At 35.6% G+C, this 26,756-nt stretch carries 22 protein-coding genes and 2 pseudogenes; 20 read left to right on the top strand and 4 right to left on the bottom strand.

Annotation, left to right across the window (positions count from 1 at the left end; all coding sequences use genetic code 11):
• Nucleotides 1–115: 115 nt before the first annotated feature.
• The 4 genes from A9G23_RS04355 to pncB all read right to left on the bottom strand — a co-directional run bounded on the left by A9G23_RS04355 (nt 116) and on the right by pncB (nt 5,775).
• Nucleotides 116–1,255 (bottom strand): porin, encoded by a 1,140-nt coding sequence (locus A9G23_RS04355; RefSeq protein WP_065586456.1) that lies wholly within the window; start codon nt 1,253–1,255, stop codon nt 116–118.
• A gap of 304 nt (nt 1,256–1,559) precedes the next feature.
• Nucleotides 1,560–2,705 carry a porin gene (locus A9G23_RS04350; protein ID WP_081296947.1) on the bottom strand — a complete coding sequence of 382 codons (1,146 nt, stop codon included), beginning with the start codon at nt 2,703–2,705 and terminating at the stop codon, nt 1,560–1,562.
• A 302-nt stretch (nt 2,706–3,007) separates the two neighbouring features.
• Nucleotides 3,008–4,411: an asparagine--tRNA ligase gene (gene asnS, locus A9G23_RS04345; RefSeq protein WP_065586455.1), complete on the bottom strand. Its 1,404-nt coding sequence runs from the start codon at nt 4,409–4,411 to the stop codon at nt 3,008–3,010.
• A gap of 173 nt (nt 4,412–4,584) precedes the next feature.
• Nucleotides 4,585–5,775, bottom strand: coding sequence for a nicotinate phosphoribosyltransferase (gene pncB, locus A9G23_RS04340; protein WP_065586454.1), 1,191 nt, complete (start codon nt 5,773–5,775; stop codon nt 4,585–4,587).
• 158 nt (nt 5,776–5,933) lie between these two features.
• Here pncB and pepN point away from each other — a divergent pair, with 158 nt between their 5' ends.
• The 20 genes and pseudogenes from pepN to A9G23_RS04245 form a co-directional block, all read left to right on the top strand.
• Nucleotides 5,934–8,567: an aminopeptidase N gene (gene pepN, locus A9G23_RS04335; protein WP_065586453.1), complete on the top strand. Its 2,634-nt coding sequence runs from the start codon at nt 5,934–5,936 to the stop codon at nt 8,565–8,567.
• A gap of 123 nt (nt 8,568–8,690) precedes the next feature.
• Complete coding sequence (locus A9G23_RS04330; RefSeq protein WP_065586497.1) at nt 8,691–9,020, top strand: rhodanese-like domain-containing protein; 330 nt, start codon at nt 8,691–8,693, stop codon at nt 9,018–9,020.
• An 833-nt stretch (nt 9,021–9,853) separates the two neighbouring features.
• A complete protein-coding gene (locus A9G23_RS04325; protein ID WP_065586452.1) occupies nt 9,854–10,447 on the top strand; it encodes a hypothetical protein in 594 nt (197 codons plus the stop codon).
• Nucleotides 10,434–11,957 (top strand): phosphoethanolamine transferase, encoded by a 1,524-nt coding sequence (locus A9G23_RS04320; RefSeq protein ID WP_065586451.1) that lies wholly within the window; start codon nt 10,434–10,436, stop codon nt 11,955–11,957. Before A9G23_RS04325 ends, A9G23_RS04320 begins: the two co-directional genes overlap by 14 nt.
• Before the next feature lie 266 nt (nt 11,958–12,223).
• Nucleotides 12,224–13,042: a phospholipid ABC transporter ATP-binding protein MlaF gene (mlaF, locus tag A9G23_RS04315; protein ID WP_065586450.1), complete on the top strand. Its 819-nt coding sequence runs from the start codon at nt 12,224–12,226 to the stop codon at nt 13,040–13,042.
• Entirely contained in the window at nt 13,042–13,821 is a 780-nt protein-coding gene (gene mlaE / locus A9G23_RS04310; protein WP_141669964.1) for a lipid asymmetry maintenance ABC transporter permease subunit MlaE, read from the top strand. The genes mlaF and mlaE overlap by 1 nt, the downstream gene beginning before the upstream one ends.
• An 11-nt stretch (nt 13,822–13,832) precedes the next feature.
• Complete coding sequence (gene mlaD / locus A9G23_RS04305) at nt 13,833–14,417, top strand: outer membrane lipid asymmetry maintenance protein MlaD (RefSeq protein ID WP_065586448.1); 585 nt, start codon at nt 13,833–13,835, stop codon at nt 14,415–14,417.
• A gap of 9 nt (nt 14,418–14,426) precedes the next feature.
• Complete coding sequence (gene mlaC, locus A9G23_RS04300; RefSeq protein WP_065586447.1) at nt 14,427–15,068, top strand: phospholipid-binding protein MlaC; 642 nt, start codon at nt 14,427–14,429, stop codon at nt 15,066–15,068.
• A 6-nt stretch (nt 15,069–15,074) separates the two neighbouring features.
• Nucleotides 15,075–15,347 carry an STAS domain-containing protein gene (locus tag A9G23_RS04295; protein WP_065586446.1) on the top strand — a complete coding sequence of 91 codons (273 nt, stop codon included), beginning with the start codon at nt 15,075–15,077 and terminating at the stop codon, nt 15,345–15,347.
• Nucleotides 15,348–15,438: 91 nt separating this feature from the next.
• The gene (locus A9G23_RS04290; protein WP_065586445.1) at nt 15,439–15,696 is read left to right on the top strand and encodes a BolA family protein; all 258 of its coding nucleotides are present in this window, start codon (nt 15,439–15,441) and stop codon (nt 15,694–15,696) included.
• Nucleotides 15,697–15,791: 95 nt separating this feature from the next.
• Complete coding sequence (prlC, locus tag A9G23_RS04285; protein WP_065586444.1) at nt 15,792–17,819, top strand: oligopeptidase A; 2,028 nt, start codon at nt 15,792–15,794, stop codon at nt 17,817–17,819.
• Nucleotides 17,806–18,537, top strand: coding sequence for a class I SAM-dependent methyltransferase (locus A9G23_RS04280; protein WP_065586443.1), 732 nt, complete (start codon nt 17,806–17,808; stop codon nt 18,535–18,537). The genes prlC and A9G23_RS04280 overlap by 14 nt, the downstream gene beginning before the upstream one ends.
• A 21-nt stretch (nt 18,538–18,558) precedes the next feature.
• Entirely contained in the window at nt 18,559–19,248 is a 690-nt protein-coding gene (rsuA, locus tag A9G23_RS04275; protein WP_065586442.1) for a 16S rRNA pseudouridine(516) synthase RsuA, read from the top strand.
• Nucleotides 19,249–19,379: 131 nt separating this feature from the next.
• Nucleotides 19,380–20,621 carry a Bcr/CflA family multidrug efflux MFS transporter gene (locus A9G23_RS04270; protein ID WP_065586441.1) on the top strand — a complete coding sequence of 414 codons (1,242 nt, stop codon included), beginning with the start codon at nt 19,380–19,382 and terminating at the stop codon, nt 20,619–20,621.
• Nucleotides 20,622–20,626: 5 nt separating this feature from the next.
• The gene (locus A9G23_RS04265) at nt 20,627–21,148 is read left to right on the top strand and encodes a gamma carbonic anhydrase family protein (RefSeq protein ID WP_065586440.1); all 522 of its coding nucleotides are present in this window, start codon (nt 20,627–20,629) and stop codon (nt 21,146–21,148) included.
• Nucleotides 21,149–21,268: 120 nt separating this feature from the next.
• A pseudogene (locus A9G23_RS11725) lies at nt 21,269–21,790 on the top strand (DNA translocase FtsK 4TM domain-containing protein); the annotation flags it as partial.
• Nucleotides 21,791–22,669: 879 nt separating this feature from the next.
• Nucleotides 22,670–24,214 (top strand): annotated as a pseudogene (locus tag A9G23_RS11720) (DNA translocase FtsK); the annotation flags it as partial.
• Between the two features lie 100 nt (nt 24,215–24,314).
• Nucleotides 24,315–25,226, top strand: coding sequence for a triphosphoribosyl-dephospho-CoA synthase CitG (gene citG, locus A9G23_RS04255; protein ID WP_081296945.1), 912 nt, complete (start codon nt 24,315–24,317; stop codon nt 25,224–25,226).
• A gap of 117 nt (nt 25,227–25,343) precedes the next feature.
• Nucleotides 25,344–26,087, top strand: coding sequence for a type VI secretion system tip protein VgrG (gene vgrG / locus A9G23_RS04250; RefSeq protein ID WP_065586439.1), 744 nt, complete (start codon nt 25,344–25,346; stop codon nt 26,085–26,087).
• Nucleotides 26,035–26,756 (top strand): contractile injection system protein, VgrG/Pvc8 family (locus tag A9G23_RS04245; protein ID WP_218059489.1); only part of this gene is annotated, 722 nt, incomplete at its 3' end. The genes vgrG and A9G23_RS04245, both read left to right, overlap by 53 nt.

Below are 26,756 nucleotides of genomic sequence, written 5' to 3'. Positions count from 1 at the left end.
ATTATTTATATATTTTTTTAACAGAGTATTAATTAAAGTACAAAGAATATTTAATCGATAGCTGATAATAAAAAAGGCACCGAAGTGCCTTTTAAAATTACCAAGATAAAACCTATTAGAATTGGTAAATTAAACCAAGTGCCACTGTGTCTTTTGTTGTGCCCTTGATTTGTGATTTAGTAAATGAACTATCTTCATATAAAGCACGACGTGCACCGATGTCATCTTTATCTAACAAGTTGATTTTATAATCGATAATAGCTTGTAGATTTTTATTAAAATCATAAGTTAAACCAACATCAACATATTTAGCTAAATCATTACCCTTAAGCCCTGCATCACTTGAATAATTAGATGCATCTTTAACTTTATGTTGGATATAAGCAACAGAAGGAGTTAAACGACCCACTTCGAAGTCAATGCCATATTGAGCAACAAATTCATAACCTTTTGTTTTTAAATCGTCAGCACTACGAGTTGTTGATGCATTGCCCCAGCCGTATTTTTGTTTACCTTGAATATATAACGCTGCTAAATAAAGGTTGTCGTTATCATATTTGATACCAGCTGACCATGCTTTAGCATCTTTATGACCACCCGTTTGTGCATAACCAGCACCAACAGATAAACCAGTATCAAGCACATCCCAGTCAACAACAGAACCCCATGCTTCAGCACTATTACGTTTATCATTACGAGCTTTTTTAAAATGGCTGGTTGAGCTGTTATCACCGTTATCTGCATATTGAACAGCAAAACGTAAACCATTTACCAAGCCAAAGAGATCTGAGTTACGGTAAGTAGCAACGGCTTTAGTACGATCTGTTAATGCATAAAGATCATTATTTGAAGCATCACCACCAAATTCTGGCAAAACGTCAGTATAAGACGTTAATGTTTTTAACACGCCATCATTACGCCCATAATCAAATGAACCAAAATCACCAAAGTTTAAACCAGCAAAAGCATAACGCGTTTCGTTATCAGCATTTTTACCTGTATTTGCTTCGTACTCCCAACGTCCATATCCAGTTACACTGTCTGTCACTTGTGTTTGACCCGACATACCTAAACGTGCAGTGGTTTTGTCACCTTCACCTGTTTGATTATCGCGATCAGTAATATAGTTTAATGCATAAACTCGACCATAAAAGTCCACTTTATTACCATCTTTATTCCACACTTCAATAGAAGCGTTTGCTGTACCTGCAATTAAAAGCGCAGGAATAGCGATTGCTAATAGATTACGTTTCATTTTGTTACCCTCGTAGGTATATTTTTATTAAAAATGCAAATTATTTTGCTCTTAGTTTAATAAATAACTGCCAATAAATAGCAATTACATTATTACTGTGATAACTATTTTTACTAGATAATAAATAGATTTTATTGCATATCTTGCCTATTTAACAAAATAGGTTAAATTATTTCTGCGAAATTACGAGAATTTTAATACTTAATGTAAATTTTTTTTAAACATAAAATGTGTTTTAGATAGAAAAAAATCTAAGAAATGAAAAAAGGCACCTAAGTGCCTTTCTATAACATATTAAAAATAATTAGAATTGGTAAATTAAACCAACACCTAACACATCTTTAGTACCTGGTTTAGCTGGATGATTACTATTATCACTAGTTTCGGTATTGTTTCCAGCACCAACATCATCCTTTTTAAGAAGGTTGAATTTATATTCTACGATAGCACTAAAATTTTTGTTTAAATCGTAAGTTGCACCTACAGATACATATTTAGCTAAAGGTGAATTAACTGAGCTGAATAGTTTTTCATCGTTATAATGAACCGAACCATGTTTCCCTTTATGTTCAACATAAGCGACAGATGGAGTTAAACGCCCCACTTCTAAATCGATACCATATTGAGCAACTAATTCAATACCTCTGATTTTAGCATCAGAATGAGCAACGGTTTTTCCACCACTTGCACTTGTTACGGCTACATAACGTTTTAACTTACTTTGGAAGTAACTAGCTGCTAAATATAAATTGTAATTATCATATTTTAAACCTGTAGTCCAAGTACTATGACGATCATTACTAACAGCTGATTGAGCATAACCACCACCCAATGTTAGACCTGTATCAAAGATACGCCATTGTGCATTAGCACCATAAGCTTCTCTTGACTCATCTTTAACAGAGTCTTCAGTATATGCTGAATTATCACCATTATCAGCATATTGCAATGCAAAACTTAAATCATCAGTTAAACCAAAAAAGTTGTTATTACGATAAGTTGCAACTGCTTTAGTACGAGATGAAAGTACATTCCAAGCATTGTTTGCAGCGTCACCGCCAAATTGAGGTAACACATCGGTATAAGCTGTAATTGCTTTTAACACACCATCGTTACGACCATAGTCGAACGAGCCTACATCACCAAAGTTCAAACCAGCAAATGCATAACGTATTTCGCTAGCAGATTTTTTACCTGCTTTAGCTTCGTATTCCCAACGGCCATAGCCAGTTACACTATCTGTGATTTGGGTTTGACCAGACATACCTAAACGAGCTGAAGTATCATCACCTTCACCCTTTTGGGCGCGATCTGTGATGTTGTTAGCTGCTTTTACTCGACCGTAAAAGTCAACTTTATTACCATCTTTGTTCCAGACTTCGATAGATGCATTTGCTCCAGCTGCTACTAAAAGAGCAGGGATTGCGATTGCTAAAAGATTACGTTTCATTATTTTTACCCTCATGGTTATTTTAAAATGACACCTTCCATAAGTTTTAGCGCCATTTTTGTACAATAATTATTCATCCAAAAAATAATATTTTATCTATTACTTTCTTATCTACTTTTTACAGTATGTTAAATTATGTATAATTTTTTTTTAAAATCAAGCGAACTTTTCATTAAATAGGATGCCTAAGGCTAAATCTAAACCTATTTGTTCGTTTTTTAATCTATATTGTTTTAAAATTAGCGCATCTTATTACTCCAAATTACCCCCGGACAAAAATAATGTATACTATTTAAGCTTTTTTAAAAGTTCGCGTTACGTGGCGTTCTTGGGAATGGAATCACATCACGTACATTTTGAACACCTGTTACATACACAATTAAGCGTTCAAAACCAAGTCCAAAGCCTGAATGTGGCACTGTACCATATCGACGTAAATCACGATACCACCAATAATCTTCCTTATTAAGTCCCATTTCATCCATACGCTTATCTAACATTTCTAAACGCTCTTCACGCTGTGAACCACCAATGATTTCACCAATTCCTGGCGCTAAAACATCCATTGCGGCAACAGTCTTACCGTCATCATTCATACGCATATAAAACGCTTTAATATCTTTAGGATAGTTCTTAACAACTACTGGCGCTTTAAAATGTTGTTCGGCTAAATAACGTTCATGTTCAGAGGCTAAATCGATTCCCCAACTAACAGGGTTTTCAAACTTAGCATCACAATTTTGTAAAATAGTAATAGCATCGGTATAATCTACTTGAGCAAAATCAGCATTAATAAAGTTCTCAAGGCGATTAATTGCTTCTTTATCGACATGCTGCGCAAAAAATTGCATATCGTCAGCACGTTTTTCTAACACTGCTTTAAACACAAATTTCAACATATCCTCGGCAAGCTTAGCATTATCGTTTAGATCGGCAAATGCCACTTCAGGCTCCATCATCCAAAACTCAGCTAAATGGCGAGTAGTGTTTGAATTCTCTGCCCTAAATGTTGGACCAAAAGTATAAACTTTAGAAAGTGCACAAGCATAAGTTTCAGCGTTTAATTGTCCAGAAACTGTTAAGAAAGCTTCTTTACCAAAGAAATCTTTATCAAAATCAACTTTGCCATTATCCGATTTAGGCAGATTTAGCATGTCAAGTGTTGAAACGCGGAACATTTCGCCCGCCCCTTCAGTATCTGATGCGGTAATAATTGGGGTTGATAGCCAATAAAAGCCACGCTCATCAAAAAATTGATGTATAGCTTGCGCAAGCGTATGGCGTACACGCGTTATCGCACCAACAATATTGGTTCTTGCACGCAAGTGTGCTACTTCACGCAGATATTCAATTGAATGGCGCTTAGCTGCCATAGGATAAGTTTCCGGATCGTCAACAAAGCCATATACTTCAACTTGTGTTGCTTGCAATTCATATTTTTGACCTTGACCTGGCGACTCCACCACTTTACCGGTGACTTTAACCGAACAACCAGCCGTTAAACGTAAGATCTCTTGTTCATAATTAGGTAAATTATTTTCAATAACTGCTTGAATAGGATCAAAGCAAGAGCCATCATAAACGGCTAAAAATGAGATGCCTGCTTTAGAATCACGTCGAGTTCTTACCCAACCTTGAACCGAAATAGTGCTACCAACAGCAATTTTGCCTTGTAACACATCAACAATAGATGCAACTGAAGTCATTTTAATTATCCATCTCTACATTAATTTGTTTAAGTAATATTTACAGTAATAAAGTAATACAGATATATTCTAACGACTATTCCATAATAAAAATGGAATCCATGAATAATAAAACCTTTATTACTGATTTTATTTTTTAATATTAATAATGGGTTAAATATAAATTATTATCATTATTTAACACTAAAAGTTCGTTTTAATTCATCAATAAAATCTAAATCCTGAGATATCGTTTTACCTGGGCTATCTGATAGTTTAGCGACAGCTTGGTTATTGCATTCCGTTAATTTAAGCACTATATTCAATGCCTTAGTATTAGCATCTTTAGATGGAATATCACAAGCTAAAAATCCACCAATACCAAATGACAATTTTACACGCTGATTGAAATGCTGATAGATGTTAATCGCTTTATCAAAATTTAAGCTATCAGAAAAAACTAACAGTTTGGTTTGCGGATCTATGCCCAATTGCTGATAATGCGCAATCGCTTTTTCGCCCCATTCAATTGCATCACCCGAATCATGGCGAAGCCCTTGGTAGTTAGAAGCAAAGTGCAAATCAAAATCACGTAAAAACGCATCCATTGTAATACAATCGGTCAATGCCACCCCCAAATCATGCGGATATTCATCTAACCAAACCTGAAGCGCATTGCTTTGACAATCCTGAAGTCTATGGCTTAAACGCTGATGAGCTTGAAACCACTCATGCGCTTGCGTTCCAGTGGGGGTAAGCCCTAAACGATAGGCTATTAAATAATTGCTAGTACTGTGAAAGTTATTAAAATGCCTTTTCAAATAATTAACAACGGCCTCTTGTACCGCATACGAATAACGTCTACGAGTACCAAAATCCATTAAATTAAAGCCTGACATATCCATATTAGCTGTTTTTTCATTAAACATCGCTAATTTATCTTTTAGCCTTGCTAATGCTTCGGGCACGCCAATATTTGGCGAACGATCTTTATGAACAATTTCACTGATAACAGCAAGTAATGGCACTTCCCACAAAATGACATCTAACCATTTACCTTCAATCGTAATGGAAAGTACTCCATCTTCATCTTTTATAGTGAGTAAATTACTATTGAAACGCCATTTTTTAAGCCAATTTAAATAGTCAGATTTAAAAAAGGAGATATTTGATAAATAATTAAATTCATCATCAGATAGCGCTAATGATTCCATTAATTTCACTTGATGCATTATTTGATCAGCATATTGCCCGAGTAGATCATCACTACGACAACGAAACTGTGCAACTACAGTTGCTTCAGGATAGTGATGAAATACGGCCTGCTGCATATGCAGCTTATAAGCATCAGTATCTAATATTGATGTAATTATCGCTGGTAACATGTAATTTTAGTGTTATTACTTTAAAGAAAATTCCGAAGATTATAGCAGAATAATAATGAAGATATAGATTAATTATGTAATAAGATTGTTTTTAATCAGCTATAATATTCGCTAGCACAACATATATATTGAGTCCAAACCAAAAAGGTTATAACAACATGAATACAAAAACACCTGAATCGCAACCTATTGCAAAAAACCGTCTTGATTATAAAGCACCTGATTTTACCATTACCGACATTGATCTTGATTTTGATTTAGCACCCGAAATAACAACTGTAACAGCTCGTAGCCGCATCGTTCAAAAAAATAAGCAAGCGAACGATCTAATTTTAGATGGTGAAGATCTTAAATTGATTTCCGTTAATATCGACGAGCAACCATGGCATGATTATCAAATCACGAAAACAGGATTAATCATTCAAGGCGTTCCTGCAGAATTTACTTTAACGATTGTTAACGAAATCAAACCAATTGATAATACAGCACTTGAAGGATTATATGTATCAGGCGAAGCGCTTTGTACTCAATGTGAAGCAGAAGGATTTCGTCATATCACCTATTATCTTGACAGACCCGATGTGCTTGCACGCTTTTCAACACGCATTACCGCGAATAAACAAAGTTATCCTTACCTACTTTCGAATGGTAATCGCATAGCGCAAGGCGAACTCGCTGATGGACGTCATTGGGTACAATGGCAAGACCCGTTCCCTAAACCTGCTTACTTATTTGCCTTAGTTGCTGGTGATTTTGATATTTTAAAAGATCAGTTTATTACGCAATCCAAACGCAAAGTTGATTTAGAAATTTATGTTGATAAAGGTAATTTAGATCGTTCGCACTGGGCAATGACTAGCTTAAAAAATGCCATGCGTTGGGACGAAACTCGTTTTGGACTTGAATATGATTTAGATATTTTTATGATCGTTGCAGTCGATTTTTTCAATATGGGAGCAATGGAAAATAAAGGTTTGAATATCTTTAACTCAAAATATGTGCTTGCCAAACCACAAACAGCAACAGATGATGACTATCTCGGTATTGAAGGTGTAATTGGTCATGAATATTTTCACAACTGGACAGGTAATAGAGTTACCTGCCGTGACTGGTTCCAACTCAGTTTAAAAGAAGGATTAACAGTATTTCGAGATCAGGAATTTAGCGCCGATATGGGAGCACGTGCAGTAAAACGTATTGAAGATGTCAAACTCTTGCGTACTGTTCAGTTTGCCGAAGATGCTAGCCCAATGTCTCATCCTATTCGTCCAGAACAAGTCATTGAAATGAATAACTTTTATACAGTAACCGTATACGAAAAAGGGGCTGAAGTTATTCGTATGATGCACACCTTATTAGGTGAAGATAAATTCCAAGCAGGGATGAAACTTTACTTTAAACGCCATGATGGTAGTGCTGCAACGTGCGATGATTTTGTTGCCGCCATGCAAGATGCCTCAGGTATCGATTTAACTCAGTTTAAATTATGGTATAGTCAATCAGGTACGCCTGAACTTGTCGTTACCGATAATTACAACGAAAAAAATCAACAATATACTTTAACGGTAGAACAATATACGCCAGCAACTCAAGATCAAGCACAAAAACAAGCTTTGCATATCCCACTTGATATCGAGTTATATCAACATAATGGTGAAATAATTCCACTGCAATACCAAGGCAAAACTATTCACCATGTTTTAAATTTAACACAAAACAAACAACAATTTATCTTTGATAATGTCACTCAAAAACCGATCATTTCATTATTACGTGATTTTTCAGCGCCTGTTAAGTTAACTTATGATTATCAAGATAATGATCTTATTTTCTTAATGCAACACGCGACTAACACATTTAGCCGTTACGATGCAGCTCAAATGTTATTAGCAAAATATGTTCGCTTAAATGTAAAAAATTATCAGGAAAATCAGAAATTAATGCTACCTGATTCAGTATTAGATAGTTTTAGAGCGGTATTGTTATCAGAAAATACTGATCCTTTCCTTATTGCGCAAATCTTGACCTTACCGTCTGAAAACGAGTTGGCGAATTTATTTACTGTGGTTGATCCAATCGCAATTTATCAAGTGCGTCTATTTTTATTAACTCATTTTGCAAACGAACTCTATGATGAATTATTAGCCGTTTATCACCACAATAAAACATCACAATATCAAATTGAACATAATGATATAGCTAAACGGTCACTTAAAAACTGTTGTTTAACTTTATTAGCATATGCCGATGATAGTTTGCGCGCCAATACATTAGTTGGCCAACAATACCATCAAGCCAATAATATGACCGATTGTTTAGCGGCCTTAAATGTAGCGGTAAAAGCTGAACTGGATTGTCGAACTGACTTATTAGCTGACTTTGATAATAAATGGCATCAAGATGGACTTGTTATGGACAAATGGTTAGCATTGAACGCAACAAGCCCAGAAAAGAATGTTCTTGCTACCGTGAAAAAATTATTAACTCACCGGTCATTTACACTCAGTAACCCAAATCGGATTCGTGCATTAATTGGCGCCTTTGTCAATAATAACCCTGTGGCATTTCATGCTGAAGATGGCAGTGGTTATCAATTCTTAGTTGAGATTCTTACTGAGTTAAACCAAAAAAATCCGCAAGTTGCAGCAAGGCTTATCGATCCGCTTATTCGATTAAAACGTTATGACGAAAAACGTCAACAACAAATGCGAAAAGCACTTGAAGCATTACTAAAAATTGAAAATTTATCTAAAGATTTATTTGAAAAAATTAGTAAGGCATTAGCGGTATAAGTGGTAAAAATATATCCTGCAATATCATTGCAGGATATATTAATCAATTTAAAATTGAAATTTTATACTGAAACACATACCTACCTGAAACTTTTTGACAATTATTCTAATGAGTTTTACATAATGACAATAAAGGAAATCACCCCAGTCGAACTTGTACAAAAATTAAAGCAGCAAGAAAATCTATTTCTGCTTGATGTACGAGAATCCAATGAAGTAGCCATTTGTGTTATCAATAACGCAACGCATATTCCAATGAATATGATCCCGCTATATTTAGATAAAATCCCAGATGAGATCGATATAGTTATTTATTGTCATCATGGCAGGCGAAGCCTAAACGTTGCTTATTATTTAGCAGAAAACGGCTTTGATCCCCACTTCCTATATAACCTTACGGGCGGGATTGATGCTTGGGCACTAACGGTTGACAAACAAATGGCTAGGTACTAGACACTTAATGAACATGAATAATTACCTAATCATAGAATAAATTAGATTTAATAAGATGGGAAATTAATCTATAGGAATTACTCACGTTATTTACAGTAATTGGAGAAACTACTGTAATGAATATGCATAACGTTGTTTCACTGGCTGGAGATATAGCAACTATATTATAGGGGAAAAAAATAATAGTCGCCGATCAGGCTAAATATTTTTATAACGAGCTAACAAAAGCTAGATTGAAGCTATTTATCTCCTTACTGCGTAAAAACAAACGTTATAAAATCATGAGTGAAGAATCTAACCTTTTTATTAATAATAAAAAATTCATTGAAGATAAATTAAGTCGACAAGCTAAACGCGGTAATAAAATCTATCCGTGTGAAATGTTGTATGTCGACACCAGGCTTTTACCTTATACTTAAAAATGAAAGGAAGCAGAAAACCAGAAAATATTTATTGTATATCTGATGTGAATATCAAGGAATGAGCAAACACCTATTTGTAAAAACGCCTTACAACTATCGTATCAATCAAAAATTCACGAAACCTATCTGCCCTTAAACAAATGGGAAAAACGAAAGAAATGATACACACTTTAATAGAGATGTGGCATAATCCGCAAATATTGAACAATTCAGAAAATAGAAAACAAAGGCTTAAGAGATTTGTAAACTACTATAATACGATTAAATTGCCTAAAGTGATCTTGAGTAAAACGCCTTATAAATTTTTAGAGGATTATTTTAGTCATGAAGCGTAAACATCCCAGCATCTTCCTACAGTTATAACAAGCAATCGCATGACTATTTATTGATGATAATAGCTAATATATAGAAATGAATATTTATATCAAACTACTGGTTTTAATTTTAATCTTATTTTTATTTAAGATTACTGATTACGTTTATATTTTTAACATTTTAAAAAATTTAAAATTTGTACAACTATATTTGCTAATTTTTTTTGCAATATTACCAATATTCTTCTTTCCTATGCCAATCCTGTATGTATTAGCTATTTTGATTTTAGGACAAAAACAAGGTTTTTTAATTTCAAGCACAGGAATTATAATCAATATGTTCATAATGATTTACATTCCACAGAGTCTTTTATTTTTTGATATAAAAGCATTAACTGAAAAATATAAAGTATCAATAAATCCTTCAAAACCTCATTATTTGTTTTATTTGAGATTAAGCCCTATACCATATAATGCAATTAATTATATGGGGGTTTATTTTAAGGAAAACAAATTTAAATACTTGCTCTATTCATATTTAGGGGCATTGCCTTATTTAATTTTATATTCAGCTTCGACTGATATTTTAATAAAAATAAAAGACAATAATAAATTCTTTATTGGATTTATCATATTAATCATATTGCTAATTATTACATCACTATGGAAAAAGAAAAATGACATCAAATAAAAAAATATTAGTAAATATAACCAATGCATGCCTATTATACTTTGCACTATGGCTGTTATTTAGATGTATTCATATCCAATTTACTATAATCAATATAGTTACATCTACATGTTTAATATTATTTATTTCACAATATAAAAAATTGTATTGGTTTATTTTTTTCCCCGTAATTGTATTTTTATCTTTATACTTACCGATTGGATTGAAATTTGGTTTTATCACTTCAGATTATCTTATTACTTTATATTCAACTAATGTAGCAGAATCTTCAGATTTTTTATCAAAAATATCAATAAAATATATTATATACAGTATTTTTATATTAACTTATTTTATTTTATGGGGAAAAACCTTAGTTAACAAAGGTAAACTCAAAATCAACAACAAATTCATTCTAATTATTAGTTTAATTGGAAGTCTTATTTTTATACCAAACTTAATATTTTTTAAAGAATTATATTTGTCCACTAAAAATGCAATAACTGAATTAAAAGATTTTAAAGAAAATATTAACAAGAACGATTGGCATGTAGTTAATGTCAACAATAAATATAAAAATTATGTTTTAATTATTGGCGAAAGTGGTTCCAAATTTTATCACGGATTATATGGCTATAAACCAGATACAACTCCCTTTTTAAGCAATGTTAATGGTACTATCGTTGATGGCATGTTATCCCCTGCTACCCATACAATACCATCTTTAACAAGAGTTTTGACCTTACAAAACAATTTTAAGCCTAAATATAACTTAAATTTAATTGATTTAGTGAATAGTGCAGGATTTACGTCTTTTTGGATATCTAATCAAAATTATGTAGGAAGACATGCTACTCCAATTACAAGTATTGGATTAAAAAGTAATTATTCTTTTTTCCAAAAAAAAATAGACGCCGATACAACAACAGATCATGATTTATTAGTAACTTTTAAAAAATACTTACAATTATCTCATGATAATAAACGAAACTTTTTTGTTATACATCTTCATGATCTTCATCCATACGAAGTGTGCGATGTTATAAAAAGATATCAACGGTTTAATTTCCCCATAAAATTAACTAAAAATTATAAAAATATAAACTGTTATAATCAAATAGTCTATTTCACAGATAAATTAATTGAAGAAATTTATAATGAATTAAAAGAAACTAACGAAAGTTTTAGTATGATATATTTTTCTGATCACGGAATAAAGATACGTAACATCAAGGATAAAAATTCAGAATTAATGCACTCAGAAGAGCAAGAAGGTTATCACATTCCATTAATTAAAATATCTAGTGACGATACATCTAGACAAATAATAAGTTTAAATAAAACGGGCTTGTTTTTTACTAATGGAATAGCGAATTGGTTAGGAATAGATGCGACAAATATTAAACAAAAATATGACTTTTTCTCAAATATTCCATTTGACAATGAAGAAGAAATTAATCATATTTCAAGAACAAAATCATTACCATTGCAACCTGCAATAAAAAATACTATATTAAAATTAAACGATTAATTTGAAACCAATCAACAAGATATTAAATAAAAAAGAAATCAAAAAATAAAAAATTTTATTAAACTTACTTGCTAATTGTCTGATTTACGTTTGCTAGGTAAGGTCTGATTTCTTTTTTATTTTGTGCATTTCAATTTATTTTTTCCTCTAACCTTCGTTGCTAAAAGTTTGTTTAAAAATAACAATTCAATAACCACTTTTAATTCCTTTATTCACAAATATCAAGTAAAATAGCCACAATTATAATTTTAGTAGTATAGGAAATAATGGTGGAAGAGGCATTACCACAGAATTTGGTTGAAATCCATGATATGTCTTTTTATCGTGGAACAAGGCCTATTTATAAAAATATGAGTTTAAATGTCCCTAAAGGTAAAGTGACTGCTATTATGGGGCCTTCAGGAATTGGTAAAACTACACTATTACGACTCATCGGTGGTCAACTAAAACCACAGTCAGGAAAAATCTTATTTGATGGAGAGGACATTCCAGGCATGTCTCGATCCCGACTTTATGAAGTGCGTAAACGCATAAGCATGTTATTCCAGTCAGGGGCATTATTTACCGATCTGACTGTATTTGATAATGTCGCCTATCCACTACGCGAACACTTCAAATTGCCGGAACCTGTATTGCATAATTTAGTTTTAATGAAATTACAAGCTGTTGGCTTACGCGGTGCAGCTCAAATGATGCCATCCGAACTATCTGGCGGTATGGCAAGGCGAGCCGCTTTAGCTAGGGCCATTGCTCTTGATCCCGATTTAATTATGTTTGATGAACCTTTTGCTGGGCAAGATCCTATCTCGATGGGTGTTATTGTTAAACTGATATCTGAAATTAACCAATCATTAGGATTAACCTGCATTGTTGTCAGCCATGATGTGAATGAAGTACTCAGTATTGCAGATTATGCTTATATTGTAGCTGAACAGCACATTATTGCAGGTGGCACTTCACAGCAATTACGTGATAATGACGATTTACGGGTTAAACAGTTCCTTGACGGATTAGCTGATGGACCTGTACCTTTTCATTATCCTGCTGATGATTACAAATTAGACCTAAGCAGAGGTATAAAATAATGTTGAATTTACTAGCAAAATTGGGGCAATGGTTTATCAATTTCATTGCGATGATTGGTCGTTCTGGTGTTATGCTTTTTGGAGCATTAATTGGTAAACCTCAATTGAACAAACAATTTCCATTACTCGTTAAGCAATTTTATTTTGTTGGTGTACAGTCACTGACCATTATTATTGTTTCTGGTCTTTTTATAGGCATGGTTTTGGCTCTGCAAGGCTATTTTATTCTAACTACCTTTGGTGCAGAAGCAAGTTTAGGGATGATGGTTGCTCTTGCTTTACTTCGTGAATTAGGTCCTGTTGTTGCTGGACTACTGTTTGCAGGTCGTGCAGGCTCTGCATTAACGGCCGAAATCGGCTTAATGAAAGCAACTGAACAGTTATCAAGTATGGAAATGATGGCAATTGATCCCTTAAGACGTATTATTGCTCCGCGTTTTTGGGCTGGATTTTTTAGTATGCCATTTTTAACTGCAATTTTTGTCACAGTTGGCATTTTAGGTGGTGCACTTGTTGGCGTTGATTGGAAAGGTATTGATTCAGGATTCTTCTGGTCATCTATTCAAAGTAATGTGGATTGGTGGCATGATTTAGGTAACTGTTTTGTCAAAAGCTTTGCCTTTGCCATCGCCAGCACTTGGATTGCACTTTTTAATGGTTATGATTGTGTGCCAACATCAGAAGGAATTAGCCGGGCAACAACTAATACTGTTGTCTATTCATCATTAGTTATTTTGGGGTTAGATTTTATTTTAACCGCATTAATGTTTAGTCATTGAGGTTATTAAACATGAGTCGTAAAGTTGAAATTACAGTAGGATTATTTATGGTGCTGGTCATTTGCTCAGTACTATTTTTATGCTTTAGAGTTACCGATCCAACATCATTTACTAGCCATCATTCTTATCGGGTTTATGCAGTATTTGATAACATAGGTGGACTAAAAGTGCGATCACCTATCAAAATTGGTGGGGTAGTTATTGGTCGTGTCAGTAATATTTCACTAAATGCGTCAAATGACGATGAGTACAAGCCTTATGTAACAATGGATATAGATGCACAATATGATAAAATTCCAAGCTCAAGCTCGCTTTCAATTAAAACTTCAGGATTATTAGGTGAACAATTCATAGATATTAATTTTGGATTAGATCAAAATACTGAATTTGAGCTTGATGCATTAGAAGCTGATGATACAACACATGTAGCACAGAAAAAAGATAATAAACCAGCTTATTTTCAAGATGGTTTTGTGGTAAACAATACCAAACCAGCCATGGTTATAGAGGATTTAATTGGCCAATTTCTTTATAGTGTAGGCAGTTCATCTGATAAAGATAAAAAACAAGATACGCAAGACATAAACGAAAAGTAAGGAGTTATTATGTTAATCAAATTCAAACAGGCTGTTTTTTTAGTAATAGCTTTAATATTTAGTGCTGCTGCATTTGCCGAAAATGATCCCTATAAAGAGATGCAAGTTGCTGCTGATAAAATTTTTAGCACTATGAATGCACAATCCGCAGCATTAAAATCAAACCCTAACAAACTAAAAGAGATCGTAAGATCAGATTTATTACCTTATGTTCAGGTCAAATATGCTGGTGCACTCATTTTAGGTAATTATTATAAAAGTGCAACAGAAACACAACGCGCAGCTTATTTTTCGGCATTTGAAAACTATCTTGTACAAGCTTTTGCTCAAGCACTTTCTATGTATAATGGGCAGCAGTACCAAGTTGAAACAGCAAAGAATTTAACAGGTAAAAACCTCATTTCTATTCGAGTTTTATTAATTCAACCAAATCAAGCTCAACCATTAAGAATTGATTTCCAATGGCGCAAAAACTCTGTGACTGGCGAATGGAAAGCTTATGATCTAATTGCTGAAGGTGTAAGCATGATCACCACCAAACAAAATGAGTGGTCAACGATTTTACGTCAAGACGGTATTGATGCATTAACTAAACAATTAACTAATCTCTCAAATCGCAATATTGATCCAAATGCTAAACAAGAAGGTTAGTCTATAATGTCGCGAATCAAATCAGAAAAACAACAAGATGTATTGTGTTTACTGGGTGAACTTGATGTTCACTCTTTAAACGACTTATGGTCAACACAAAATACCATTTTAGATGGTGTCAAATACATTGATGTAGGGCAGCTAACTCGAGTTGATTCTTCAGGGCTTGCGACGTTAATTTATTTTTGCAATCAATATGATGTAAAGCTCAAGGGTATTAATCCTCAGTTACAAACATTAATTACATTGTACGATCTACAACCTGTGATCAATATATAAAAAGTTAGGTTTTATACTAAAACACATGGTTACCTGAAACTTTTTAACAAAACATAACACCCATAATTTATATTAAAGATGAGTATGAATAATGAATAAACAAGAAATTATAGATAAATTAAAAAGTTCGCTTGAGCTTGATGATGTACATGTCTTGACCGACGATGGTAGCCATTTTCAAGTGATTGCTGTCGGTGAATTATTTGCCGATTTAAATCGTGTAAAAAAACAACAAGCGATTTATACTCCTTTGGCAGAATTTATTAGCGATAACCGTATCCATGCACTTTCGATAAAAACCTATACTCCCTCAGAGTGGCAGCGTGAACGCAAATTGATGGGATTATAATGCTTCCCAAGCATGACATTCTCTTGAATTAACTAAATTTGCCACCATATTATGTTCTATCAATAGACAACCCATGTGTATAAAGGTATCGCTACATGACTAATCCATTATTAACAGATGCACCATTACCCCTCTTTTCACAAATTAAGCCCGAGCATGTTTTGCCTGCTATACAAGAGACTTTAAAAAACTGCAGAAATACAATTGAAACAGTATTAAAGCAAAATAGCCAATATACTTGGGATAACTTAATCCAACCAATTGATGAAATGGACGAAAAATTTGGCCGAGCTTGGTCTCCAGTTAGCCATCTTAATTCAGTTAAAAATAGCCCAGAATTACGTGAAGCTTATGAAGCTTGTCTGCCATTACTATCTGAATACAGTACATGGGTAGGACAATATAAACCTTTATATCAAGCCTATAAACAACTCAGAGAAAGCGAACAATACGCTACGTTAAGCAAAGCACAGAAAAAAGTTATTAATAATGCATTACGTGATTTTGAATTATCCGGAATTGGTTTACCTGATGATAAACAAAAACGCTACGGTGAAATTGTTGCAAAACTATCAGAATTATCCTCAAAATATAGCAATAATGTGCTTGATGCGACCATGGGTTGGTCAAAATTAATTACTGATATTAAAGAACTCTCTGGCATACCTGAAAGTGCGCTTGCTGCTGCCAAAGAACAAGCCATAATAAAAGGTGAAGAGGGTTGGTTACTGACCTTAGATATGCCAAGTTACCTTCCTGTTATGACTTATTGTGATAATCGTGATTTACGATTTGAACTTTATCAAGCCTATACTACTCGTGCATCAGATCAAGGACCCCATGCTGGTAAGTGGGATAATACCGAGATCATCAAACAAATCTTAACGCTACGTCATGAACTTGCACAATTACTAGGCTTCAATACTTATGCTGATAAATCACTTGCAACAAAAATGGCACAATCCACCTCACAAGTCATCGAATTTTTAAATGATTTAGCAACTAAAGCTAAACCTCAAGGTGAAAAAGAGCTGGCTGAACTTAAACGTTATGCTTACGAGTTTTTTGGTGCTAGTGATATCAAGCCATGGGATGTGGCTTATTATAGCGAAAAACAAAAACAGTATTTATATAGTATTAACGATGAAGAGTTGCGACCTTATTTTCCTCAGCAACGAGTAATTAATGGTTTATTTGAAGTAGTACATCGCATCTTTGGGATTACAGCCAAAGAACGCCAAGGCGTAGAAGTTTGGGATCCTGAAGTAAAATTTTATGATCTCTTTGCCGCTAACGGTGAATTGAAAGGCAGCTTCTATCTTGATTTATATGCACGCGAACACAAGCGTGGTGGTGCTTGGATGGATGATTGTATTGGTCGTATGCGTTTTGCTGACGGTCATGTACAAAAACCAGTTGCCTATTTAACCTGTAACTTTAATCGCCCTATTGGCGACAAGCCAGCATTATTTACGCACGATGAAGTCACCACCCTATTCCATGAGTTTGGTCATGGCTTACACCATATGTTAACCGAGATTGATACTTCATCTGTTGCCGGAATTAATGGGGTACCTTGGGATGCCGTTGAGTTACCAAGTCAATTCTTAGAAAACTGGTGTTGGCAGCCTGAAGCACTTGCATTTATATCAGGACATTATCAAACAGGCGAGCCTCTACCAGCAGAAATGTTAGAAAAAATGCTAGATGCTAAAAACTATCAAGCTGCACTATTTATTTTGCGCCAATTGGAATTTGGTCTTTTTGACTTTAAATTACATACACAAAAAGATCCTGATATTCTAAATACGTTAGCCGAAGTAAGACAGCAAGTCGCTGTTGTGCCTACCGTTGAATGGGGTCGTTTCCCACATGCATTTAGTCATATCTTTGCTGGTGGTTATGCTGCGGGTTATTACAGCTATTTATGGGCAGAAGTATTATCGGCTGATGCATTTTCACGTTTTGAAGAAGAAGGTATTTTCAACACCAAAACGGGGAATGCCTTTCTTGATAACATCTTGTCGCAAGGTGGTAGCGATGAACCAATGACACTATTTAAAAACTTCCGAGGCCGCGAACCTCAACTTGAAGCATTACTTCGTCATTATGGTATCCACTAGTCCTAACGTAGCTCAGCTAAAATTATTAGCTGAGCAATGGTTATCCGCACATGCCGATCTACCGTTCGCTCTGATTACCCAAAACAATCAACTTGAGTTACAAAAGACTGACGAACCAAAATTAGGTTCGATATGCGTAAACTTCGTTTCTGGAACTATGGCACATCGTCGCCAATTTGGTGGTGGTCGCGGTGAAGCAATTGCTAAAGCCGTTGGTGTAAAAGGTGAGTATTTACCTACCGTTGTTGATACCACAGCAGGGCTTGGTCGAGATGGCTTTGTTTTAGCGTCTATCGGCTGCCATGTCACTATGTTTGAACGACACCCCGTCGTTGCTGCATTACTAGAGGATGGTTTACAACGGGCTTATCAAGATCCCCATATTGGTAGTTGGCTTAATCAGCATTTACGTTTAATTCATTATTCAAGCATTGAGGGATTAAGTTCTTACCCTGAAAAACCCGATGTGGTTTATCTCGATCCGATGTTTCCACATCGACAAAAAAGTGCACTTGTCAAAAAAGAGATGCGCATATTTCAACAGTTAGTTGGCAGTGATAATGATGCAGATAACTTATTAGCACCAGCAAGGCAATTAGCCCAAAAAAGAGTTGTGGTAAAAAGACCCGATTATGCACCATTTTTAGCCAATCAAAAACCCACGGCCGAAATAAAAACTAAAAATCACCGCTTTGATATATATACACCTTTAAAGTAATACAGGAACACTTTTTAAATTATGCGATTAGATAAATTTCTTGCTCATCACTTAGGCGCCAGCCGCACGATTGTAACCAAAGAACTCAAAGCAAAAAAAGTAACTGTCGATGGTGAGATTATAAAATCGGGCGCTTATCAATTATCGCCAAAACAAATTGTTCATTATGATGGATACCAAATCGAACAAGTGACCAACCAACGCTATTTCATGCTCAATAAGCCCCAAGGCTATGTTTGTTCAACCGATGATCCCGACCATCCCACTATTCTTTATTTTATTGATGAACCGATGCCTGAAAAACTACATGCAGCAGGCCGGCTTGATCTTGATACGACAGGGCTGGTATTGCTGACTGATGATGGTAAATGGTCACACCGAATTACATCACCCAAGCATCATTGCGAAAAAGTCTATGTTGTCACGGTTGAACAACCATTAGGCATTGAACTGATTGATATGTTTAAAAATGGCATTCAATTAAAAAGTGAGAAATCGCTCACTAAACCCGCTAAATTACATATTATTGATGACTATCAAGCTGAATTAACCATTAGTGAAGGACGATATCATCAAGTTAAACGCATGTTTGCAGCGGTCAATAATCATGTTGTTGCGTTGCATCGAAAACAGATAGGCAAAGTAAACCTTGATATACCTGAAGGGGAATATCGACCACTTACACAAGATGAAATCGACTCGTTTAATTGACACACGAATTTGCATAATTTTTAACAAAAATATTCCTTTTAACCATTTGAATGTTTTTAAATAATTTGGCGGTATTTATTGCCGCGTATATTATTATGCGCATTTTGAATAAACTTTGAAGGAGGTACCACGTGCCAACTCAAAATACTTTAGTTAATCTTAAAATTTCGAAACAAGCACTTATATTTATCCTTGGATTACTCTCTATGCTGATGCCTCTATCTATAGATATGTATTTACCCGGGATGCCAACTATTGCACGCGACTTTAATGTAACCGATGGCACGGTACAGTTAACAATTAGTTGCTATTTATTAGGATTTTCTGTTGGGCAACTTTTATTTGGACCACTCACAGATAGTTATGGGCGTCGTAATGTTCTCATTTTTGGTCTAATTATTTTTATAGTTGCGGCGTTAAGCTGTGGTATTGCCAACAATATTAATCAATTAATTACAGCTCGCTTTTTTCATGGTATTGCGGCGGCAGCTACAGCAATAGTCATTAATGCGTTAATGAAAGATATTTATCATGATCGTGACGAGTTTTCTAAAATGATGTCGTTTGTGATGCTGATATCCAATGTTGCACCATTACTGGCACCGATTATTGGTGGATTTATTTTATATTGGTTTAATTGGCAAGCTAATTTCTACACTATCAGCTTAATTGCTTTGACTTGCTTTGGTCTAGTTGTCACCTTTATTCCCGAAACACTAGCCAAAACAAAACGTGATAAATTCAGTTTAATGCGTATATTAAGTAATTTCATTACCCTATTTCGCCATAGGCAAGTGTTAACTTATATGATGATAGGCGCATTTTCTAGTGCAGGATTGTTTTCATTCTTAAGTTTAGGGCCTTTTGTTTATATGAATCTGCATGGTGTGGCATCAATTAACTTTGGTTACTACTTTGCGTTCAATATCATAGTGATGGTTCTGATGAATACATTAAATAGCCGTTTTGTTAAACATGTTGGCGCTATTAAAATGATGCAGTTGGGTCTTTTGCTCCAATTTATTATGGCAATAGGGCTGATGCTCGTCACACTATTTAATTTAGGATTTGCCTATCTTGTTGCTTGTGTTGCTGGTTATATTGGTTGTATGTCAATCATTGGTGGCAATAGTATGGCCGTCGTTTTAGATTTTTACCCACATATTGCCGGCACAGCTTCTTCGCTGGCAGGTACAATTCGATTCGCAATTGCAGGAACAATGGGTATATTATTATCAATATTAGTATCATCGCATACTGCGGTAACTATAACGGTCGACAATACAACAGAATGGCTCATGATTAGCTCTATGGTGTTATGCAATTTCCTTTCTGTTAGCTTATTTTTGAGTGTCAAAAACAATAAAAGGTAACAATTATGATTTATCAACTAGGGAATTTATATCCACAAATTCATCCAAATTGTTTTATTGCAAAATCTGCCGATATCATTGGTGATGTTGTATTACAAGAAGGCGTATCTATTTGGTTTAACGCTGTTTTACGGGGTGATATAGCCCCCATACATATTGGAAAAAATAGTAATGTACAAGATAACACGACCATCCATATTGAAACTGATATTCCCTGCATTATCGGTGAAAATGTCACTATTGGGCATAATGTCATCCTACATAGCTGCACAATTGAAGATAATGTATTAATTGGTATGGGAAGTACCTTATTAAACAATGCCAAAATTGCAAAAAATTGCCTTGTTGGTGCTAACTCACTAGTAACACACACCATACCCTATGAAGAAGGTTGTTTAATTATGGGTGCGCCTGCCAAAATTATTCGCAAATTAACCGAAACTGAAATTACTGCCAATATTACTAATGCGCATCGATATGTACAAAATGGTATAAGATTCAATACCACCCTATTTCCCGTTACATAATAACCTAACATTAAATCACGTTTTAGGGAGTATTGACTCTGTGAGCAGACACAATTTATGATAAAATGCTCGCAATTTTAATAGCAATAGTTTTTAGGTACTTGTTTGAAAAAGCCAAAAATGACAAGAAAACAGATTATTACTCAATTCATTCTCCTCGCAATAATAGGTTTATCTGTTTGTTTATTATTATCACAGTTCAGTTACGATCCATCCGATCCCGGTTGGTCTCGTACTGCTTGGCACTACCCTATTAGCAATTTTGGTGGTTATATTGGCGCATATACCTGCGATATTTTTTTTCAATTTTTAGGCTTTATTGCTTATAGCCTACCCTTCATTACTATCTTTATTTGCTTACAGACAATCGTTTATCTTTATAAGCATGCAAATGATCCTATTAACTACTTTAGCCTTTCATTTCGGATTATTGGTATTTTAGCATTTATATTTAGTGCGACTGGATTTTTTGCTTTAAATATCCGTGATTCTGAACAATTTGAAGCGGGTGGCTATCTGGGTGCGATAGTCATTGAAAGCCTTTTACCCATTATAAATAGCGTTGCTTTATCATTAATTCTTCTTGGAATTTGTTTAGCTTGTGTCACGTTATTAACTGGATTATCATGGCTCAATCTAATTGAAAAATTAGGCGCTTTTGTCATGATGCTACTGTCGCCGATTAGATGGTTCATTAATTATCGTACAACTCATAAACTTGAACAGCATGAAAAACCAACAGCAAGGTCTGATGAGGACACCCAAGAACCTCAATTTACTATGCCTTTTGATACAAAAAATGATAATACTCATATCATTCAAACATCGAATGCTATCCCTAGTAATGAAACATCTCAAGAACCGTCTTCAAATACAATCGTATCAACTGACAATGAAGAAATATTAATAAAAACCACTGACGAATTAATCGAATCAACTCGCAAAAATACGCAATTACCACAGTCAACAGCGATACCGCAAACAATTGACAATAATTCGCCAAAGAAAGAACTCGATCCAAACGAAATTTTGTCTCGTCTTGAATCGATTATTCAAAACATGAATGGAAATAAAACCACTCCAGCTCAAGAGCAAGCGTTGTCGTCATCAATGGAGAAAATTAAACAAGCTATACAAACGCAAAACTCCGAAGAAAAATTATCATTTGAAAAATCAGATAAATACAAAATTTCAGATGCCCCAAGTAAACCCTTTTTTACTTCAGCACATCACGAACCTGAAATTAAATTCACTCATGAACAAACACCCTTTGAACCCACCACAGACGTTTCAACGATTGAAACAATTGAAGCCGAGCAACCATTTATACAAGAGCCAGAAGTTATTACAGGCTTAAAAAACATAGCAGATACAGAAATTACAACAGAAGTAAAAAAAGACATAGAACAACTGGAATATATTGATACTGAAGCGCTAAAAAAAGCCAATCCAATCATTGACGACATCTACCCTGAAGAAGATCGCGTTGAAGATATTCAAGATTATTCCAATGAAAGCGACGAAGAAAGTTTAATTCATCCATTATTGCGACGTCATGATAAACCATTACCTAAACCAACTACACCTTTGCCGTCGCTAAACTTATTAACTGCACCACCGACAGCGCGAATCGAAGTTGATCATGCCGCTTTAAACGCCATGGCTGAACTAATTGAAAAGAGTCTATCAGATTACCGAGTTAAAGCTAAAGTGGTTGATTATTTACCTGGGCCTGTGATTACTCGATTTGAAATTGAACTGGCACCAGGTATTAAAGCTGCTCGAATTTCAACGCTAGACCGTGATTTAGCTCGCTCACTATCCATGCCATCGGTTCGTGTGGTCGAAGTCATTCCGGGTAAGCCTTATGTTGGCATTGAATTACCTAATAAAAATCGCCAAACGGTCTATTTTAGAGAAGTCTTAGATAGTCCACAGTTTAAAGATGCGCAATCACCACTAACGATAGTCTTAGGGAAAGATATCGCTGGGCAATCAGTGGTTGCTGATTTGGCAAAGATGCCACATCTATTAGTTGCCGGTACGACAGGTTCAGGTAAATCAGTCGGCGTTAATGCAATGATTTTAAGTATTTTGTATAAATCACAGCCTGAAGATGTCAGGTTTATTATGATCGACCCGAAAATGCTTGAACTATCTATTTATGAAGGGATACCACACTTATTAACCCAAGTAGTAACTGATATGAAAGATGCTGCCAATGCGCTTAATTGGTGTGTTAACGAAATGGAACGACGCTATCGACTCATGTCGGCGTTAGGTGTCCGTAATATTGCCGGTTATAACGAAAAAATCAAACTGGCAGAACAAATGGGCAGGCCTATTCCCGATCCGCTTTGGAAACCAACAGACAGCATGGATCTTAACATGCCGACACTGGAAAAATTACCATATATTGTGGTTATGGTTGATGAGTTTGCTGACCTTATTATGGCAGTTGGTAAAAAAGTCGAAGAGTTAATTGCACGGCTTGCTCAAAAAGCACGGGCGGCTGGTATTCACTTGGTATTAGCGACCCAGCGCCCCTCGGTTGATGTCATTACCGGCTTAATCAAAGCAAATATTCCAACCCGTATCGCTTTTACGGTATCAAGTAAAATTGACTCGCGTACTATTTTGGATCAAATGGGCGCTGAATCACTACTTGGTATGGGGGATATGCTTTATTTAGCTCCTAATAGTTCCATTCCAATTCGCGTTCATGGCGCCTTTGTCCGCGATGAAGAAGTGCATGCCGTTGTACAAGATTGGAAAGCTCGTGGCACACCAAAATATATCGAAAATGTCACTGTAGCAACCGACGAAAGTGAAAATGGTAACGCAGATATGTTAGGTGAAGAGCTCGATCCATTATTCGATCAAGTTGTTGCATTTGTTGTAGAAACGCGGAGAGCATCTATTTCTAGCGTACAACGAAAATTTAGAATTGGCTATAACCGAGCTGCCCGCATTGTGGAACAAATGGAAGTAGAGGGCATCATTAGCGCTCCAAGCCACAATGGTAATCGGGAAGTACTAGCGGTATCTACACATAGCAATTATTAATCCTTGTCATAAACTAATCCATTTTAGGCAATGAATTGGTTTATGACGCCCTAGCATCACATAACATGATACATATCATCCCAATAGGTAACCCATAATAATGAGTGATTATTATCAGCAAATCGCATTATTAGAATTAAAACTCAATAATGCCCCCAATCGATGTTTACCTGCGCAATTAGCAACTCAAGCATTAATAAAAGAAATTTGCCTATCACCAAAACCCGGATTGGTTGATATGAATAATAGTGGTGCGCATCGTGATATGGATTTTCAAACCTTTGTCCACAGTATCAGTGCCATTAGCAACTGGTTTGAATGTTTTTATCAATATGGCAAAGCATCCGCTTTACACAATAACAAACTATTTTTAGCGGGAATTAGACCGATTGGTATTGAGTGTGAACAAGCCATGTTACAAGCCACCAATCAAGTTAATACTCATAAAGGGGGGATATTCGCCTTTGGACTACTACTCGGCGCGATTGGCAAATTAGAACAGCTAGAATTACCCCTCAACACGCAAAGTATTTGCAACGAGGTTTCATCCTTTTGCCAAGGCATGGTTCAAAACGAACTAAAGCAAAATAATCTAACGAGTTCTGTAGGCGAGAAGCTATTTAAGCTCCATAACCTTACTGGAGCAAGAGGAGAAGCTGAATCCGGCTATGCAACAGTTAGAAATATCTCACTGCCTATCTTTGAAGAAATGCAAAACAGTGGCTATGATGAAGAAAGTTGCTTATTACAAGCCATGTTACATCTACTTGCTTATAATCAAGATACAAATGTAGTTTCAAGAGGAGGCTTAGATGGATTAACCTTTGTTCAAAAACAAGCCAAGAAACTCATTAATCAAGGTGGTATCATTCATCCTGATGGTCGACACAACCTATATCAACTTGACACCGAATTAATAAAACGCAATTTAAGCCCCGGTGGTTCGGCTGATTTAATTGCAATCACTTGGTTTTTGTCCCAGTATAAAAAACCATTAAATTTTACCTCATAATGGTTTATACTCTGTTCCCATTATCGTTTATGCTTAAAACAATACTATAAATAACGATAAGCCAATCACCTCATTAACAATAAAATATAGAGATTTTAGGGAAAATAGGAAAACAATATGGACAACACGCTTAATCACTTAATCGGTGAATTTGGGGACGGATTAGTGACGGGCTTAGGGGGCGTTAGCCATAATCGCTATAGCTTAACTGTTGAGGGGCTGCGCTCGCCGATTTCGGTTTGGCATGTTGACGGTAATGAGTCGTTAAACCAGCCTTGGCGTTATGTGATTACTTTTACCAGCTCTGACAAAGCGTTATCCATTGATTCAGTGCTTAATCAAAAAGCCACATTCTCTTTTAATCCTGTTATCCATCAACCGTATCAAAGCGTAATGTCAACAATCTCATCATTAAGTGACTTACCGTCGGTGAATGATAAACGCACCTTGCATGGGGTGATTACTGAGTTTAGTCAGTTATCGGTCAATAAAGAGGAAGCTCATTATCAGGTGGTATTATCTTCGTGTTTAGCACGGCTGGCTATTGGGCAACATAGTGCCATATTTCAACAGCAAAGCGTGGTGAGTGTGGTTGAAGAAGTGCTGCGCAGTCATGGTTTAACGGGCATTGATTACCGTTTAGAGTTAAAAGAGAGCTATCCTGAGCGGGAGTTTATCACGCAGTGGCAAGAGAGTGACCTTGAATTTATTCAACGCTTATTGGCCGATGTGGGTATCTGGTTTCGCTTTGAAACCCACGCCGAGCGCCACTGTGATGTAATGGTGTTAAGTGATTATGAGCAAGGCTATGCGCAGGTGGCTAATATTGACGATAACCCCCCCCTCTGGCACGCTCGATAGGGGTGTGGAAAGTGTGTGGGATATCAGCCTGCATAGCGAAGTGGTGGTCTCCTCAGTCAAAGTACAAGACTATCACTACCGTGATGCCCTCGCCAATTTACGGGGAGAAGTTAACACCCAACCCAAAGACCTTACCACCTATGGCAGCGACTATCGTTATGCTGAGCACTATCAAGGCTTAGCGAGCAACGGACAGGGAAATCCACACACTCATGGTGAGGATAATAGTGATAATGACCATAACACTTACGATAATCAGATTGAAAGTGGTCAGTGGTATGCCCGTATTCGTCATGAACAGGCGATTAGCCAGCAAATTATTCTCAAAGGCAAGAGTAATCACTATCACCTTGCCCCCGGTCAATGGATTAACCTCAACGGCAGTCCGCTAGCAGATATTAATGACGGTATCATTATTTTAAATGTACAGGGGCAAGGTAATCGCACTGATGCTTATGAGCTCACCTTTACCGCCATTCCTTATCAAGCCTTAAAACCCTATCGCCCCGCGCCCATACGCTGGCCACAAGTCAGTGGTACTTTACCGGCAAGGGTCACCAGTCCCGACAATGACATTTATGGCTATATTGATACCCAAGGACGCTATCGGGTTAAATTTAACTTTGATTTAAAAGAGTGGAAAAGTGGCATGGAAAGCTTGTGGGTCCG

The organism is Gilliamella sp. App4-10, assembly GCF_001690495.1.
Classification (GTDB): Bacteria; Pseudomonadota; Gammaproteobacteria; order Enterobacterales; family Orbaceae; genus Gilliamella; species Gilliamella apicola_G.
This window is presented reverse-complemented; position numbering and strand designations above follow the sequence as displayed.

What these genes read in the sequence shown, in the direction of transcription:
- asnS (WP_065586455.1), bottom strand. Translation starts at nt 4,411, where the DNA reads ATGACTTCAGTTGCATCTATTGTTGATGTGTTACAAGGCAAAATTGCT.
- A9G23_RS04295 (WP_065586446.1), top strand. Translation starts at nt 15,075, where the DNA reads ATGTCGCGAATCAAATCAGAAAAACAACAAGATGTATTGTGTTTACTG.
- mlaD (WP_065586448.1), top strand. Translation starts at nt 13,833, where the DNA reads ATGAGTCGTAAAGTTGAAATTACAGTAGGATTATTTATGGTGCTGGTC.
- prlC (WP_065586444.1), top strand. Translation starts at nt 15,792, where the DNA reads ATGACTAATCCATTATTAACAGATGCACCATTACCCCTCTTTTCACAA.
- A9G23_RS04355 (WP_065586456.1), bottom strand. Translation starts at nt 1,255, where the DNA reads ATGAAACGTAATCTATTAGCAATCGCTATTCCTGCGCTTTTAATTGCA.
- A9G23_RS04330 (WP_065586497.1), top strand. Translation starts at nt 8,691, where the DNA reads ATGACAATAAAGGAAATCACCCCAGTCGAACTTGTACAAAAATTAAAG.
- pncB (WP_065586454.1), bottom strand. Translation starts at nt 5,775, where the DNA reads ATGTTACCAGCGATAATTACATCAATATTAGATACTGATGCTTATAAG.
- mlaC (WP_065586447.1), top strand. Translation starts at nt 14,427, where the DNA reads ATGTTAATCAAATTCAAACAGGCTGTTTTTTTAGTAATAGCTTTAATA.
- A9G23_RS04280 (WP_065586443.1), top strand. Translation starts at nt 17,806, where the DNA reads ATGGTATCCACTAGTCCTAACGTAGCTCAGCTAAAATTATTAGCTGAG.
- A9G23_RS04320 (WP_065586451.1), top strand. Translation starts at nt 10,434, where the DNA reads ATGACATCAAATAAAAAAATATTAGTAAATATAACCAATGCATGCCTA.
- A9G23_RS04290 (WP_065586445.1), top strand. Translation starts at nt 15,439, where the DNA reads ATGAATAAACAAGAAATTATAGATAAATTAAAAAGTTCGCTTGAGCTT.
- A9G23_RS04325 (WP_065586452.1), top strand. Translation starts at nt 9,854, where the DNA reads ATGAATATTTATATCAAACTACTGGTTTTAATTTTAATCTTATTTTTA.
- mlaE (WP_141669964.1), top strand. Translation starts at nt 13,042, where the DNA reads ATGTTGAATTTACTAGCAAAATTGGGGCAATGGTTTATCAATTTCATT.
- citG (WP_081296945.1), top strand. Translation starts at nt 24,315, where the DNA reads ATGAGTGATTATTATCAGCAAATCGCATTATTAGAATTAAAACTCAAT.
- mlaF (WP_065586450.1), top strand. Translation starts at nt 12,224, where the DNA reads ATGGTGGAAGAGGCATTACCACAGAATTTGGTTGAAATCCATGATATG.
- A9G23_RS04350 (WP_081296947.1), bottom strand. Translation starts at nt 2,705, where the DNA reads ATGAAACGTAATCTTTTAGCAATCGCAATCCCTGCTCTTTTAGTAGCA.
- vgrG (WP_065586439.1), top strand. Translation starts at nt 25,344, where the DNA reads ATGGACAACACGCTTAATCACTTAATCGGTGAATTTGGGGACGGATTA.
- A9G23_RS04265 (WP_065586440.1), top strand. Translation starts at nt 20,627, where the DNA reads ATGATTTATCAACTAGGGAATTTATATCCACAAATTCATCCAAATTGT.
- rsuA (WP_065586442.1), top strand. Translation starts at nt 18,559, where the DNA reads ATGCGATTAGATAAATTTCTTGCTCATCACTTAGGCGCCAGCCGCACG.
- pepN (WP_065586453.1), top strand. Translation starts at nt 5,934, where the DNA reads ATGAATACAAAAACACCTGAATCGCAACCTATTGCAAAAAACCGTCTT.